General features: G+C 71.4%; 7 protein-coding genes and 1 pseudogene. 5 read left to right on the forward strand and 3 right to left on the reverse strand.

Annotated elements, in window-relative coordinates; genetic code table 11:
• The first annotated feature begins 3 nt into the window (after nucleotides 1–3).
• The 4 genes from ACIOC0_RS21580 (at nucleotide 4) to ACIOC0_RS21595 (ending at nucleotide 9,913) form a co-directional block, all read left to right on the forward strand.
• Nucleotides 4–4,239, forward strand: a complete 4,236-nt coding sequence (locus ACIOC0_RS21580) for a TIGR02680 family protein (RefSeq protein ID WP_402156802.1) — start codon at nucleotides 4–6, stop codon at nucleotides 4,237–4,239.
• Nucleotides 4,236–5,627 (forward strand): TIGR02679 family protein, encoded by a 1,392-nt coding sequence (locus tag ACIOC0_RS21585; protein WP_402156803.1) that lies wholly within the window; start codon nucleotides 4,236–4,238, stop codon nucleotides 5,625–5,627. The genes ACIOC0_RS21580 and ACIOC0_RS21585 overlap by 4 nt, the downstream gene beginning before the upstream one ends.
• 369 nt (nucleotides 5,628–5,996) lie before the next feature.
• Complete coding sequence (locus tag ACIOC0_RS21590) at nucleotides 5,997–7,952, forward strand: amino acid transporter (protein ID WP_402157160.1); 1,956 nt, start codon at nucleotides 5,997–5,999, stop codon at nucleotides 7,950–7,952.
• Nucleotides 7,953–8,296: 344 nt separating this feature from the next.
• Nucleotides 8,297–9,913 carry an MFS transporter gene (locus ACIOC0_RS21595; RefSeq protein ID WP_402156805.1) on the forward strand — a complete coding sequence of 539 codons (1,617 nt, stop codon included), beginning with the start codon at nucleotides 8,297–8,299 and terminating at the stop codon, nucleotides 9,911–9,913.
• Between the two features lie 137 nt (nucleotides 9,914–10,050).
• Here ACIOC0_RS21595 and ACIOC0_RS21600 read toward each other — a convergent pair.
• Together ACIOC0_RS21600 and ACIOC0_RS21605 are read right to left on the reverse strand one after the other, a co-directional pair.
• Nucleotides 10,051–10,648 (reverse strand): annotated as a pseudogene (locus tag ACIOC0_RS21600) (class II glutamine amidotransferase); the annotation flags it as partial.
• 92 nt (nucleotides 10,649–10,740) lie between these two features.
• On the reverse strand, nucleotides 10,741–12,075 hold the full coding sequence (locus ACIOC0_RS21605) for a diacylglycerol/lipid kinase family protein (RefSeq protein ID WP_402156806.1): 1,335 nt from the start codon (nucleotides 12,073–12,075) through the stop codon (nucleotides 10,741–10,743).
• Between the two features lie 873 nt (nucleotides 12,076–12,948).
• Here ACIOC0_RS21605 and ACIOC0_RS21610 point away from each other — a divergent pair.
• Entirely contained in the window at nucleotides 12,949–13,362 is a 414-nt protein-coding gene (locus ACIOC0_RS21610) for an SHOCT domain-containing protein (protein WP_402156808.1), read from the forward strand.
• A 207-nt stretch (nucleotides 13,363–13,569) separates the two neighbouring features.
• Here ACIOC0_RS21610 and ACIOC0_RS21615 read toward each other — a convergent pair whose 3' ends face one another.
• Complete coding sequence (locus ACIOC0_RS21615) at nucleotides 13,570–16,131, reverse strand: GH32 C-terminal domain-containing protein (protein ID WP_402156809.1); 2,562 nt, start codon at nucleotides 16,129–16,131, stop codon at nucleotides 13,570–13,572.
• Nucleotides 16,132–16,399: the final 268 nt, after the last annotated feature.

The raw sequence follows: 16,399 nt of genomic DNA on the forward strand, positions 1-16,399 counted from the left end.
CCCGTGACCGCGCTCCCCGGCCCCCAGCCGCCCGGCCCCGCGCTTCCCGCTCCCGCGCCCGGCCGGTGGCGGCCCTTGCGCATCGGGCTCGTCGATCTCTTCCACTACGACGTCGAGGAGTTCTGGTTCCGCGACGGCCGGCTGCTGCTGCGGGGCAACAACGGCACCGGCAAGTCGAAGGTGCTCGCCCTCACCCTGCCGTTCCTCCTGGACGGCGACCTGTCGGCCCGCCGCGTCGAACCCGACGGCGACCCGGGCAAGCGCATGGAGTGGAACCTGCTCCTCGGCGGCGCGCACCCGCACCCCGAACGACTCGGCTACACCTGGATCGAGTTCGGACGACTCGACGACACCACGGGCGAGGCGCACTTCCGCACGCTGCTGTGCGGGCTCAAGGCGGTCGCCGGCCGCGGTATCGCCCGCCACTGGTTCGCGGTCACCGACCAGCGGATCGGTGCCGGCCTCGACCTGCTGGACGCGACCGGGACGGCACTGTCCCGGGACCGGCTCGCCGAGGCCGTAGGCAGCCACGGCATGGTGTACGACACCGCCAAGGCCTACCGCAGGGCGGTCGACGAAACCCTCTTCGGGCTGGGGGAGCGGCGCTACGGCGCCCTCGTCGACCTCCTGATCCAGCTGCGCCAGCCCCAGCTGTCCAAGCGCCCCAGCGAGGCCGCCCTGTCCCGGGCACTGACCGAGGCGCTGCCGCCGATGGACCAGGCGGTCGTCGCCGACGCGGCGGAGGCGTTCCGGTCGCTGGACGAGGAGAAGGAGGAACTGCGGGCGGCCCGCGAGGCCGAACAGGCGTCCTCGGCGTTCCTCGACCACTACCGCCGCTACGCCCGCCTCGCCTCCCGGCGCCGCGCCCGTCTGCCCCGCCGTGAACACGCCCGGTACGAGAACCTGCAACGGGAACTCGCCCGGGCGCAGACGGACCGGGACCGGGCCATGGCGGACCGAGAGGAGGCCGGGGAGAGGGGCGCCGCCCTCGACGAGCGGGCCGCGCGGCTGGCCGCCCAGGACGCCACGCTGCGGTCCCGGCCCGAGATGCGCGATGCCCGCGCGCTCGACCGGGCGGCGGACGACGCCTCCCGCACGGCCGCGGAGCTGAAGCGGGCCGAGGCGGACCGGCGTACGGCGGCCGAGGCGCACACCCGGGCCCTGGGCCGGCTCGCCACCGCGGACAACCGGCTCACGGCCGCCCGGGAGGCGCTGGACGGCATCCGGGACCGGGTGGCCGAGAGCGCCGCGGCCGCCCGGCTCGACATCCCCAGGACGGAGGGAGCCCCCGACGCGGTTCTGCGCCGGGAGGCGGACGAGGCGACCGCGAGCAGGCGGCGCGCCGTCGAGCACGTGGCGGAACTCGCGACGCGCGCCGAGCAGGCCGAGGAGCGACGCCGGGCCGCCCGGCTGCGTGCCGACGAGGCCGACGAGGAGGCCGTGCACGCCGAGGAACGGCTGGCCGGGGCGGAGGAGGACGTCGCACGGGCGGGGCAGGCGCTGGTCACAGCCGTACGGGAGCACCTTTCCGGGTGCGTGGAGCTGCGGGTGCCCGGGCTGCCCGGTGTCCTGGACGCCGTGCAGGACTGGGCGAGCTCTTTGGACGGTCCGCTGCCGGCCCGTACGGCGGCGAGCGAGGCGCATCGCGCCGCCGCCTCCCGCCTGGCCGACCGTGCGGCCGAACTGGCCCACCGCGAGGCGGCGACGGCGGAGCGGCTGCGGCTGGCGGCAGAGGACCTGACCACTCTCGGAACCGGTGGGGAGCGAGGCCCCGCGGCTCCCCCCACGCGCACACCCGGCGTGCGGGACCGGGGCCTCGGCGCTCCTCTGTGGCGGCTCGTCGACTTCCGCCCGCACCTCACCGAGGCCGACCGCGCGGGACTGGAAGCCGCGCTGGAGGCGTCGGGGCTTCTCGACGCCTGGGTGCGGCCGGACGGCTCCGCGGTCGTGGCGGACGGCCACGACGTGTTGCTCGACCCGGTCGGTCTGCTCGGCGGGACCGGCCTCGACCGCGCGCTGTGCCCGGCGGTCGACCCCGCGGACGCGGGGGCCGCAGCCGTGGGGGAGGAGACAGTCGCGCGTCTGCTCGCCTCGATCGGGCTGGCCGCAGTCGGCGATGACGGGCCTGGCGAGGCCTCCTGGGAAGCCGGTGGCCACGACACCTGGGTCTGTGCGGACGGTCGCTTCCGCGTCGGGGCGCTCACCGGCAGCTGGGCCAAGGACAACGCCCAGTACGTGGGGGAAGGAGCGCGGGAGCAGGCACGTCGCGTCCGGATCGCAGAACTGCGCGCCGAGATCGACGGCCTGACGGCGGAGCGGGAGCGGCTGGCCGAGGAGTCCCGCGCCGTGGCCGGGCGCCGTGCCGTGCTGGACGCCGAACTCGCCGCACTGCCCGGCGACGACGACCTGCGGCACGCCCACGCACGCGTCACCGCCGCGGCCGAAGCCGTCCGTCGCGCCCGCGCCCGGCGGGACGAAAGAGCCGCGGAACTGGCTCCGGCGGCGGAGCGCGCCGACCGTGCGACGGCCGAACTCGCCGACACCGCGGCCGACCTGAAGCTTCCCACCGACCAGACGGCACTGGGTGCCGTTCGCCAGGCGCTCGCCGACCACACCGCCCTCCTGGCGGCCCTGTGGCCCGCATTGCGCGAACGCGCGGAGGCCGAGCGCGCGGTGACCGGTGAGCGGGAGGAGACCAGCCGGGCCGACCTCCTCGTGTCCGAACTCGCCGAGCGCGCCACGGAGGCGGCTCGGGCGGCCGCGGCGGCGGACGAACACCTCACGACGCTCCGCTCCACCGTCGGAGCGGCCGTCGCCGAGCTTCAGCGGCAATTGGAGGAGACGGCCGAGGCGGCCCGGGCCTGTGAGCAGGAACAGCGGCAGGTCCGGGCGGAGTACGGTGACGCCGACCGGCGGGCCAGCCGCGCCGAGGGACGCATCGAGCGGCTCGCCGAGGACGTCACCGAGGCGACCGCCGCGCGGGAGGAAGCCGTCGCCGCGCTCCAGCGGTTCGCCGCGACGGGGCTGCTCGCCGTGGCGTTGCCCGACATCGACGTACCGGACGACGGCGGAGGGACATGGGCGGCGACCCCCGCCATCGCCCTCGCGCGGGCCGTGGAGTCCCGGCTCTCCTCCGTCGACGACACCGACGCGGCCTGGGAGCGCGTGCAGAAGCGGCTGAGCGAGGAGTTCGGCAGGCTCCAGGACGCCCTGTCACGGCACGGCCACACCGCCACCGCCCGCCCGAGCGAGGACGGCATGCGGGTCGACATCGTCTACCAGGGCCGGGAACGGGGCGTGCCCGAACTCGCCGAGGCGCTGGCCGTGGAGGTCGCGGAACTGACCCGCATCCTGTCCGCACGCGAGCGCGAGATCCTCCAGACCCATCTGATCACCGAGGTCGCCGGGACGCTCCAGGAACTGATCGGGGCGGCCGAACGACACGTGGCCGCCATGAACAGGGAGCTGGAGGAACGTCCGACCTCCACGGGCATGAAGCTGCGGCTGGTGTGGAGAGCGTCCCGCCGGGCCCCGCAGGGACTGGCCCAGGCCCGTGAACGGCTGCGTCAGTCGGCCGACGCGTGGTCGCCCGAGGACCGGGCCGCGGTCGGCGCGTTCCTCCAGGAGCAGATCGCCCACCGGCAGGCCGACGACAGCGCCGGCAGTTGGCTGGAGGACCTCACCGCTGCCCTCGACTACCGGTCCTGGCACGAGTTCGGCGTCGAACGCCACCAGCACGGCAGGTGGGTGCCGGCCACCGGCCCCGCCTCGGGCGGGGAGCGCGTACTGGCCGCCTCTGTGCCCTTGTTCGCCGCCGCGTCCTCCCACTACGCCAGCGCGGGCGGCGCGCACGCCCCGCGCCTGGTCACCCTGGACGAGGCGTTCGCCGGCGTCGACGACGACTCGCGCGCCAAGTGCCTCGGTCTGCTGCGCGCCTTCGACCTCGACGTCGTCATGACCAGCGAACGCGAATGGGCCTGCTACCCCCAGGTGCCGGGCATCGCCATCGCCCAGCTCTCCCGCGTCGACGACATCGACGCCGTACTGGTGACACGGTGGGAATGGGACGGCAGCGAACGGCGGCGCGGCACGGAGCCCGGTGCCCGGCCGGACACGCTCGGGGCGGCTGCCGGTGCCGGCGACTCCGGCGAAAGGCCCGCCGGGCCGGTGAGTCCTCTGGGCGAGCCCGGACGGACTCCCGTGGTCGACAGCGTCGGCGGACAGGCCCTGTGGACGTGACCCGTCCGGCGACCCCGCCTGACCGCGCCGGAGGCCGGGTGGCGGCCGGGCGCACGACGCCGCCGGCCGCCACCGCGGACGTGGTGCCGGCCGTGCCGCCACCGGCAGAAGCCCGGACCGACGTCGACACCGAGCGCCTCGGGCGCCTGCTCGGCGATCCCGGCCTTGCCTGGTTCGTCCACCGCGTGCGACAGCGCATGGCCCGCGGCCGGCCGCTCACCGGCTCCGTCACCTTGTCCGACCCCGATGAATCCCAACGGCGGACCGCCGATCGCCTGCTGGGACGGGCACCACGATCCAGTGGCTCCCTCAGCATCCGCCTCGTCACCGTGGATGAGATCCTGCGTCGCTCCGGTGTCAGCCCCGACGGACTGGCGGCGGCCGTCGTCGCCCTCACCGGCCCGGTCACACTTCACGCCGAGACACGGAACAGGGAGGAACGGGCCTGGGACGAGGCGTACGCCCCGCTCGGCATCCTCGACGGGGAGCTGGCCCGCTGGGCCGAGCGGATCCGCAGTGACGGTCTCGTACGGCGCCTCGCCCGCACACCGGAGGCCGCGGGCCCCCTGGTGGAGGCCGCCGTGCGCGCCTTGCGCGCGCTGCCCGCGTCACCCCCGACATCGCGGGCGACGTTCGCGGCACGGAACCTTTCGGGCGCCCACGCCCTGGACGAGGGGACGCCGCTCGCCACTCTCGTCCTGTCCGGCATCCGTTGCCTCACCGGCTTCCCCGACGGCGCAGGTGCACAGTGGCGGCGGGAGGCGTGGGCCTCCGCGGGCTTGCTCAAGGACGACCTGTCGTCGACCGTCCTCACTCTCAACCTGCGCGGGGCACCGTTCCTCGACTGGACGGCCGACGCCGGGGAGCCGGCGGTGCTGACCCTCCGCTCCCTCACCCGTAGCGCACCGGTTGCCTCCGTTCCAACGACGGGAGCGGTTCACATCTGCGAGAACCCGGCCGTGCTGTCCGCCGCCGCCGACACTCTCGGCCCGGCATGCCCGCCCATGGTGTGCCTCCAAGGGCAACCTTCGGCCGCCGCGCTCACCTTGCTGCGCGACCTGTCCGTGCGAGGAGCCCGCCTTCTCTACCACGGCGACTTCGACTGGGGCGGTGTGCGCATCGCCGCAGCACTGGCGCGAAGCGTCCCTTGGCGGCCGTGGCGCTACACGGCCGCCGATTACCGAGCAGCAGTGACCGCAGCGGCCGAAGCCCCGAACCTGACGGGCCCGCCGGCCGCAACTCCCTGGGACCCTGCCCTGGCCGTCGCTCTCGCCGAGTGCAGTGTCCGGGTCGAGGAGGAAACGGTGCTGGACGACTTGCTCACGGACCTTGGACGGGGGTCCGCTGAGGCGCATTTCGCGAGTGCGGCGGGCGCCGATCCGTTCTGATGGCTCGTCACTGAGCGGACGGGTGGACAGCCGTCGGGCAGAACGCTCAACCGTGCTGGGCCGCTACGGCGGGGTAGCCGTAACGCCAGGTGAGTTCGGGCATGTGGTCGAAGTTCGGCGGGCACAAGTCAGGGGCGGCGCCGCAGCGTGGGTGTCGGGCGAGGCGGCGCAGCAAGGGCCCCGATCGGCCCCCACTCCTGGCAGCCCACCGAAGCTCGATCCACTCCCGGGGCCTCGGTATCGGGTTGGGAGTCGGCAGGGCGCATACTCGGTGATCGTCGCGCCGGCGCCAGAGCGGTGGCTTGCGGCGATCATTCCGACTGTCAGGAAGAGGGCATGGGGGATATGAGCGAGGTGAGCCGACTCGTGATGCCGGAGACGGTGGACAGCCCCGCGCTGCGGGCGCAGCCGACCGGTGCGGCGGCGCGGTGGCTGTTGCGTCACCGGGTGCAGCCGGTGGGGCCGGCGGCCGGTGAGAGTCATGCCGAGCCGCATGCCTGGTGGAAGGTGATGTGCCTGACCGGCGTGGACTACTTCTCCAGCCTGGCCTACGTCCCGGCGATCGCTGCCCTCGCGGCGGGGGCCGTATCGCCCTTGGCGACGTTGCTGATCGTGGCGCTGACGCTGCTGGGGATGCTGCCGATGTATCGCCGGGTGGCCAGGCAGAGCCCGCACGGTGCGGGGTCGGTGGCGATGCTGGAGGACCTGCTGCCGTTCTGGTGGGGCAAGTTGTTCGTGCTGGTCCTGCTCGGCTTCGTGGCCACATCGTGGATCATCACCATCACCCTGTCCACGGCGGACGCCTCGGTGCACGTGGTGGAGAACCCCTTCTTCCCCTCGGCGCTGCACGGCCATGAGGTGGCCCTGACGGTGGCGCTGCTGCTGATCCTCGGCGGAGTGTTCCTGCTGGGCTTCAGCGAAGCGGTCAAGGTGGCCATCCCTCTGGTGGCTGCCTTCCTGGTCCTCAACGCCGTCGTCATCGGTGTCGGCGTGGCCCATGTGCTCACCGATGCCGACGCCTGGTCTGCGTGGACCGGATCCCTCACCGACCTCGGCGGCTTCGGGGATCTCGCGGGCCCGGCGCTGCTGGCGTTCCCTCTGCTGGTGCTGGGCCTGTCCGGCTTCGAAACCGGTGTGAGCATGATGCCGCTGGTGGCGGCCGACGGGGCGGACGAGGAACAGCGCCTGCAGGCCCGCATCCGCAACACCCGCAAGCTGCTCACCGCCGCGGCGCTCATCATGAGTGTCTACCTGCTGGCCGCCAGCTTCGTCACCACCGTCCTCATCCCCGAGGAAGAGTTCAAGGCCGGAGGCGCCGCCAACGGCCGTGCCCTGGCCTGGCTCGCGCACGAGCACGTCGGTGAGGCGTTCGGCACCGTCTACGACATCAGCACCATCCTCATCCTGTGGTTCGCCGGCGCCTCCGCCATGGCGGGACTCATCAACATCGTTCCCCGCTACCTGCCCGACTACGGCATGGCCCCCGAGTGGGGCCGCGCAGTACGCCCGGTCGTCCTCGTGTACACCGCCCTGTGCATCATCATCACCATCGCCTTCGACGCCGACGTCGACAAGCAGGCCGGCGCATACGCCACCGGCATCCTGGCGATGATGGTCTCCGGAGCCTTCGCCGTCACCGTCTTCGTCGCCCGCAACCACCGCCGCGCGGCCGCCGTCGGCTTCACCCTGCTCACCGCGGTCCTGCTCTACGCACTGATCGCCAACATCGTCGACAAGCCCGACGGCATCGCCATCTCCGGCTTCTTCATCGTCGGCATCGTCACCGTGTCGCTCATCTCCCGGATCTCCCGCACCACCGAACTGCGCGCCGACCGCATCGTCTTCGACGAAGCCGCCCGCCGGTTCATCACCGACACCCTGGCCCATGACGAGTCCATCAACATCATCGCCAACCGCCGCGAGGCCGGCGACGCCGCCGAGTACAGCGCCAAGGAACACGAACAGCGCGGCACCAACCCGGTACCGGGCCCGGCCGACGTGCTCTTCCTCGAGATCGACGTCGTCGACCCGTCCGACTTCAGCGACACCCTCACCGTCCGCGGCGTCGAAGTCGACGGCCACCGCATCCTGCGTGCCCAGGCCCCGGCAGCGCCCAACGCCATAGCCGCCATCCTGCTGGCCCTGCGCGACGCCACCGGAGTGCGGCCGCACTGCTACTTCGCCTGGGCCGAAGGCAGCCCTCTGGTCCACATGTTCCGCTACTTCCTCCTCGGCCGCGGCGACACCGCCCCCGTCACCCGCGAGATCATCCGCAGCAACGAACCCGACCCCGACCGCCGCCCCGGTATCCACGTCGGCGACTGAGCCCGCCGTCCGTGGCCCGGGGAGTCCGCCCACATCCTGGCTCGCGTAGTGATCGCCGACGGACGCTTCACCGACCTCTACACCTGGGGCAAGCGCTCCCGGCCTCCCACGGTGGCAGCCGAGATCCAGTATCAGCTGCTGCCCAGTCGTTGTCGTGCGAGTCCGCACAGTCACGCTGGCGTCGGGCTCGGCGGACCGCCCTTGAGATCGCTTCTCACCTCAGGGCGTCCGACCGCCAGGGCTCGACGAGCGGCTCACGGCCCGTCTGCAAGCGACTCCGCCGATCGGTCGACCTCCGGGGTGCGTCGGGTTCCGCTCCGCGGGGCGGCTGGGACGATGCGCGCATGGCATCCAGGACAGACACCGTCGAAAGCCCTGCAAGGGGGCGAACCGTTCTGCTGACACTCGCGGCCGGTCAGTTCCTGATGGCGCTCGACAGTTCGGTCATGAACGTCTCGATCGCGACGGTGGCCGAGGACGTGGGCACGACGGTGACGGGCATCCAGGGCGCCATCACGGCCTACACCCTCGTGATGGCGATGTTCATGATTCCCGGTGGCAAGGTGGGGGCGCTGATCGGCCGCAAACGCGCGTTCCTGATCGGCTGCGTCATCTACGGCTGCGGCTCCTTCACCACGGCGCTCGCACCCAACCTGACGGTGCTGCTGATCGGCTGGTCGTTCCTCGAGGGGATCGGGGCGGCGCTCATCATGCCCGCGATCGTGGCGCTCGTGGCCGGCAACTTCGCCACCGAACGCCGTCCTGCCGCCTACGGTCTCGTCGCGGCCGCGGGGGCCGTGGCGATCGCGGTCGGGCCGCTGATCGGGGGTGTCGCGACAACGTACTTCTCCTGGCGGTGGGTGTTCGCCGGTGAGGTCCTGGTCGTGCTCGGCATCCTGGTGCTCGCCCGCCGCATCGGCGACGCGCCGGTCGGCGAAGGCGCTCGCATCGATGTCGTCGGTGCCGTGCTGTCCGCACTCGGGCTCGGGGCCTTCGTCTACGGGGTGCTCCGCTCCGACGAGTGGGGCTGGTTCCAGCCGAAGCCCGACGCGCCCTCATGGCTCGGGGTCTCGCTGGTCGTGTGGCTGATGCTGGCCGGTCTTCTGCTGATCTGGCTCTTCCTCCGCTGGGAGGCGCGCACGGTGAAGCGGCGCGGGGAGCCGCTCGTCGATCCGGCCCTGCTGCAGAACAAGCAGCTCACCGGCGGGCTCACGATGTTCTTCTTCCAGTACCTCGTCCAGATGGGCGTCTTCTTCGTCGTACCGCTCTATCTGTCGGTCGCCCTGGGCCTGTCCGCGCTCAAGACGGGCGCTCGCCTCCTGCCGCTCTCCGTGACGCTGCTGGCGGCCGCCGTCCTGATCCCCCGCTTCCTCCCGGACGTCTCGCCCCGGCGGGTGGTGCGTCTTGGGGTTCTCGCGTTGCTCGCGGGGGCGGTGGTCCTGATGGCCGCGCTCGACGTGGACGCGGGTGCGGAGATCGTCACGATCCCCCTGCTGCTGATCGGGCTGGGCATGGGGGCGCTGGCGTCGCAGCTCGGGTCGGTCACCGTGTCCGCGGTGCCGGAATCAAAGAGCGCGGAAGTCGGGGGCGTCCAGAACTCCGTCACCAACCTGGGCGCGTCGATCGGCACGGCGCTCGCCGGGTCGATCCTGATCGCCGCGATGACGACGTCCTTCCTCACCAGCGTGGAGCAGAATCCGGATATCCCGGCCGCGGTCAAGAGCCAGGCGACCGTCGAACTCGAAAGCGGCGTACCGTTCCTGTCGGACGCCGAACTCGAGACCGCGCTCGACGAAGCGGGCACGAGCGAGAAGGTGACTCAAGCGGCACTCGACGCGAACGAAGACGCCAGGATCGACGGTCTGCGCGCCGCGGTGGCCATCCTCGCCTTCGCCGCGCTCGTCGCGATGTTCTTCACCTCACGGATCCCGAAGGTCCAGCCAGGGTCGACGGAATCGTAGCCTTGGCCTGCACGGCCTCCGATCCCGACCAAACGGCACGTCCGCAACGCGGGACCGGGGCGTCGCGCGCGGCCAACCCCGCCGGACCGGCGGCAGGTTGGGCGTCAGGATGCCGGTCGACGGAGAGTGCCGGCACCCTACACGAGTTGCGGGGCGAAAGGGATCAGGTTGTCCCCTCCGGGTTGTACGACGCCGTAGCCGCTCTCGGGGACCTCGTTCCAGACGCCGGGCAGATCGCCCGGTGGCTCGGACACAATGAGGCGGGTCTCGTCGGAAACCTCCTGCAGGAATTCCAACGTCGGGGTGGAGTTCGCGTAGCGCCTCCACCCGGGTGCTGCAGTACAGCGAGCGGGAGGCTCCCTGAGTGGAGTAGCGGAAGGCCCACACCTGCCGGCCGTCGGTCACGGCGACCGTCATCTGCAGAGGGAACTCCACCCCGTGCTCATGACCGGTCCGTTCCACCATGCCGACCATGCGGGCGACGGCGCCCGGCGGGTCCTGCTCCAGACCGAAGGCGAGGGCCAGGTAGAACATCATCTCGGAGTCCGTCGATCCCTCGATGTCGAGGAAGAGTTCCGGATCGACCGCCAGGGCGAGATCACGCCCCACCTGGTGGAAGTCGGTGATCCCACCGCTGTGCATCCACATCCAGCGGCCGTGACGGAACGGGTGGCAGTTGGACTGCTGCACCGGGGTACCGGTCGAGGCCCGGATGTGGGCGAAGAACAGAGGCGACGAACATACGAGGTGGTGAAGAGCAGCACGAACACACGAGGATCGACCGCGCCACCGCCGACAGGGTCGCGCGGTGGCCGGGGCGTGGGAGGTCATCCGTCATGTCCCGCCGTCCTCCTCATCGATGTCAGGGCAAGCCGTCGCACCCCGTGCCAGTCCATCGCGGGTCTGGCGCGGGGCACGCCGGGGCGGTCGCGGGGGACCCGCACACGCAGGACGCGCGGCAGGGTGCGGCACCGGACGGGGGTCGGCAGGGTGAGGGCCTCGCCGTCCACGCCGACCGGGATCGTGTCGGTGTCGGCGTCGACGACGACCTCGCGGGCGGTCAGTTGCGCGAGTCCGGGTGCCCGGTGGCCGCGGAGCATCCCCGCCGCCTGCGTCGCGTTGTCGACCTTGACGCCGAGTACGCCGAGGACGCCCGAGTCCAGCCGTTCCCGACGGCCCAGCCCCGCCGGGTCGTCCGTCCGGTACGGGTTGTTGCTGACCAGGACGGCCTGCGGCTGCTCGATGGTCGTGCTTTCGGCGTGCACGGCGAGCCGTGGTCCTCGGTGGTGGGTGAGCAGGTCGGGCAGCATCTGCAGGGTGGTTCGGGTCTTGTCGTCGCGGTAGGCGGGGCTCTGCACCACGGCCGCGTAGGCGCCGAACGACGCGTTGTTGACGAACACACGGTCGTTGACGACGCCCAGGTCGATGCGGAGTTCGACGCCGTCGGTGAGGGCGTCGAGACATGTCGACGGGTCGTCCCTGTCCAGTCCGAGGTCCAGGGCGAAGTGGTTGCGGGTGCCGGCGGAGATGACCACGAACGGCAGGTCGCGCTCCGCGGCCACGGCCGCGACGAGGGCCTGGGTGCCGTCGCCTCCCGCGACGCCGAGCAGGTCGGCGCCCGCGTCGGCGGCCCGGCGGGCGAGCGCGGCCACGTCCTGCGGGTGCGTCACGTCCAGGACGCAGACCTCGGCGCCCAATGCCTCGGCCTTCTCCCGCAGCCGGAATCTGCCGACCTTGCCGCCGCCCGAACGCGGGTTCATGATCAGGTAGGGGTGCCGCGGCGGTGCCAGTGTGCGGTGCGGGGTCCCTACCGGGGTGGTCTCAGCGCCTGCCAGCGCGGCCCGACCGCAGAAGACGGCCAGTATCCACAGCGCGAGCGAGACGAGCACCACCCACAGCAGCCCGGACGCCACGTAGAGCACGATGACGGCGGCGGGGGCGGCGAAGGCCAGCACCGCGGCCAGCACCCGGACCAGGCCGGTGTGGACGAGCGCCCACCACACGCCCGCCGCCGTCACCGCCAGCCCGGCGGCCCCCACGAGGACGAGCAGCAGACTGTGGAGCCCGGCGAACAGCAGCAGCACGGTGATCGCGCCGATGCCCGCGGCCACAGCCACGCGTGCGGCCCATCGTGGAGCAAGCGTGGACCGGCTACCGGGCATGTCGACCTCCCACAGATGGGATGCGCTCGGTCCATGCCACCGTGCCTGCACCCGGACCGACATCACCCGCTTCGGGGGATTCCCCGGACGGAGCCCTCCGGCACGAGGCGAGCCGTCCTGAACCGGGCCGAACGGTCCTCGCGCGAACCGGTGGCCGGGAGGGGCCGTTCAGGAGGCGGCTCGCCCGGGATCAGAGGTCGTTCGCCCGCGGCAGGACGTCCCGTCATCGCGGCCCGCGGCCAGAGGACGAGCACCTCGGGGAACCCTGGCCGCCCCGCCCCGCAGCCTCCGAGTCACCGCAGCACCGACTGCCGGTGACAGGAGAGTGGCGATCACCCCCTCCGGGTGAGGCTGTATGCGGCAGACCCGCCTTTCATGGGAGGTGCAGCACACCAACGTCCAGGAAGGGAACGTGAACCACGGCTCAGAAAGAGACGGGCGCCGAAGGCGTCGCCGCCCTCGCCGAGGCGGACGCCCCCGTCTTCGAGACGCTCGTCCAGATGACCCTCGACACGTTCGAACGTTCCGGGCTGGACCAGGAGACGTACCTGCTGGCACGCATCGCGGCCCTGGTGGCCATGGACGCCTCCGCACCCTCCTATCTCCTCAACATCGGCACGGCCGCGGAAGTCGGCGTGCCGCTGGAGAAGGTCCAGGGAAGCCTCGTGGCGATCGCCCCCGTGGTGGGGAGCGCCCGGGTGGTGTCCGCGGCCCGCGCCATCGGCGGAGCCTTCGGGATCGACATCAGCACCGAGGACGAACGGCGGCAGGGCGACCGGGGCCGCCCGTGCGTTCCGCCCGCTCGACGGGGCGCACGGGTAGGCCCGCCGGGTCCCGCCGGGGCCCTGGCGGGCGACACCCAGAGGAGAAGCAATGAGCAGCAGCGTGAACCTGGCCTACGACTTTCCCGTTCTGGGGGCCTTCTGGGCGATCATGTGGTTCTTCCTGTGGATCATATGGCTCGTCCTGCTCTTCCGCGTCATCGTCGACATCTTCCGTGACGACGACCTGAGCGGATGGGCCAAGACCGGATGGCTCGTCTTCACCCTTGTCCTCCCCTTCCTGGGCGTCTTCGTCTACGTCGTCGCCCGGGGCAAGGACATGGGCAAGCGCGAACAGCGCCACGCCCAGGCCAAGGAGGAACAGGCGCAGCGGTACATCCGCGAGACTGCGGGCGGCGCGGGCACCAGCGAGGCGGACGAACTCGCCAAGCTCTCCGAGATCCGCGCCAGGGGCGACATCACCGACGACGAGTACCGCCGGGCCAAGGAGAAGGTCCTGCACTGACCCGCACGTGCCCGTCCGGGCGCAGCACACCGTGGGTGCCGCCCCCGGGCCGGTCAGCGGCCGGGGGGCGGACATCACGCGGTGGGGCGCCTGACGGCCTCGTGAAGCCCGGCACCACGCCGGCCGCCCCGCAGTGGAGGATCTGCAAGGATCGAGACGGCGAGCAGGGCCGTCTTCACGGGCCCGTGTCCTTGTCGGTTGTGGGGATCACTTGTGGGCGGAGTCGAGGCGCCAGACGACGGCCTTGTCCAGCTTCACCGAGCCGTTCTCGGCGAAGACCTGCACGCCCTGGCTGGCGGGGTCGGGGAAGATCTGATCGGTGATCACGGCCTCGCCACTGCCGCCGAAGACCTCGACGGACGACCAGTCGACGAGGATCCGAAGATGCACCTTGCCGCCCTTCGCCCTCAGCGGTGCGGTCTGGACGCCGGGGAAGGTGCTGTCGAAGTCGACTGCGCCGGAGTGGCTGCGGTCGACGTACAGCTCCTGTGTCGTGGTGTCGTAGCCGATGACGGTCTCCTCGCCGTTCGCACCCGTGCGCACCTTCAGGCCGAAGCGCTCGGCGTCCCTGAGGGAGAAGGTCGCCTCGATGTCGAGGGCCTTGCCCTTGGCCGCTGAGCCGATCAGGGTCTTGGAGGTGTCCTTGACGGTGGTGCCAGCCGCGGACGCAGGGTGTCCCTGCCGCAGGGACGTCACGCTGTTCACCGGCTGGCTGGTCAGCCGGATGCGGCCGTCGACGGTGCGCAGGGCCATCTCCCGGGGGATGCTCTGGGCGCCGCGCCAGGGTGAGGTGGGGATGGCGCCGCTGTAGTCCCAGTTGTTCATCCAGCCGATCATGTACCGCTTGCCGCCCGGCGCGTTCTCCCAGGAGACGGCCGCGTAATAGTCCTTGCCGTGGTCGGCCCAGCCGGCGCGCTGGACGACGGACTTCGCGGGAGCGTCGGCTTCGGTGAACCGGTCGGCGAGGATGTGGCCCCAGCCGGCGGTGTTCATGTCGACGATCTGGATCTGCGCCTCCTTGCCGGCGTAGGGGCGCATGTCGAAGGAGGCCCAGTCCAGGATCTCGCTGTCGGCGCCGGTGGCGCTGCGGACGACCTTGCCGTCGACGATCAGGTTGACGGACGTCTCCTGGGAGACGGGCTGGGCCTGGGCGTCCGAGAGCATGATGTGGTCGACGTTGATGTGGCCCCAGCCGGTGGTGTTCATGTCGACGATCTTGATCTGGGCCTTCTTGCCGGCGAGGTCCTTGACGTCCCAGGAGGCCCAGTCGAGTGCCTCGCCGTCCTGCCCGGTGGTGCTGCGGACCACCTGGCCGTCGACGAGGAGTTCGACGGCGGTCGGGTTCTCGGAGCCGACGGGGTGGTTGCCGCCGCCGACCAGGAAGTTGACGTAGTTCTTGTCGATGGTGAACTCGGGTGAGGTGAGGGTGCCGGTGGTGGAGTCGCCGTTCCGGTAGCTGTTGACCAGGCCGCTTCCCAGGAAGCCGGAGACTTCCTGCTGGTTGGGAAGGGTGCCGGTGGCCGGTGCGGCGCCGAAGGCGTCCCCGGTGGCCGTCCAACCACCGTAGGCGCCGCCCTCGAAGTCGGCGAGGATCGTACCCGCGGGTGGCGGGCCCTGCTCCATGACGGTTCCGTCCACGTGCGGGTGCCGACCACCGCCGACCTTGAAGTTCAGGTACTTGCTGTCGACGGTGAAGGAGGGCGAGGCGAGGACGCCGGTGGTGCCGTCACCCGAGTGGAAGCTGTTGGCGAGGCCCTTGCCGTCGTAGCCGGAGACGGCCCCCTGTCCGTCCACCGCCCCGGCTGCCGGAGCCGTGCCGAAGGCGGTGCCCGTGGTCGTCCACGATCCGAAGTCCGTGCTCTCGAAGTCCTGCACCACCGTGCCGGTGGGCGGGGTGTAGGTGCCCTTGTCCTCGGCGGTGAACCTCTTGCCGTCGTAGTCGCCGACGAAGTACTGGGTGGCCGAACCGCCCGCTATGCCACCGGGGTTGATGTTGACGACCAGGACCCACTTGGTCTTCTTCGGGTCCCCGTCGACCGCGAGGGGGAACAGGTCGGGGCACTCCCACACGCCGCCCGTCGCGCCGGCCGGCCCGAACTCGCTCTGCAACTTCCAGTCCTTGAGGTTCTTCGACGAGTAGAACTGCACCTTGTGCTCGGCGGACAGCGACACCGTCATGAGCCAGCTCTTCGTCGGCTCGTACCACTGGACCTTGGGGTCGCGGAAGTCCTTGGAACCGATGTCGATGACGGTATTGCCCTGGTACTTGGTCCAGGTACGGCCGCGGTCGGTGCTGTAGCCGATCGACTGTGCCTGGATGCCTGTGCTCTTGTTGTGACTGGTGTAGATCGCGACCATGGGCGGGTTCTTCTTCGTGCCGAACCCGGTGGTGTTGTCCCAATCGACAACCGCGCTGCCGGAGAACACCATCTCGTTGTCGTCGTACGACAGGGCGAGCGGCAGTTGCTTCCAGTGCACAAGGTCCGCGCTCACCGCGTGGCCCCAGGACATGTCGCCCCAGGAGTTGCCGTTGGGGTTGTACTGGTAGAAGAGGTGATACTCGCCCTCGTAGTACACGAGGCCGTTGGGGTCGTTCATCCAGTTCCTCTCCGCGGTGAAGTGGAACTGGGGCCGGTAGGTCTCGGAGTACGGCGGGGTGTCGGCGACGAGGTCCCGAGGGGTGAGCGGAGCGGCGGACAGGGTGCAGACGATCGCCACCGCCGCCATCATCCGCACGCGGGCTTCCCGGGATACACGTGCAGCGCTCATGTTGTCTCCTGTGCTGCGGCTCCACTGGGCCGAGCCTGGAACTCGGCGCGGACCGACCGGAAGTGACGCCCTGATCGGCGTCGACGTCCACGTAGCCGACCAGGAGTGTCATCGTTGACTTGTGTCAGCGATGACATCGCCCGATGATGCGCGGGATCCCGTCAGCGCGTCAACGGTTCAGGCGGAATCGGCCGACGCGGACCGCCCGCCTGTCGGGCACCACCGGCGGTCGTCAACTGCGCCAACCGGTGCTGCCATGGCGGGTTGG

Source organism: Streptomyces sp. NPDC088254, from assembly GCF_044740925.1.
Taxonomy (GTDB): Bacteria; Actinomycetota; Actinomycetes; order Streptomycetales; family Streptomycetaceae; genus Streptomyces.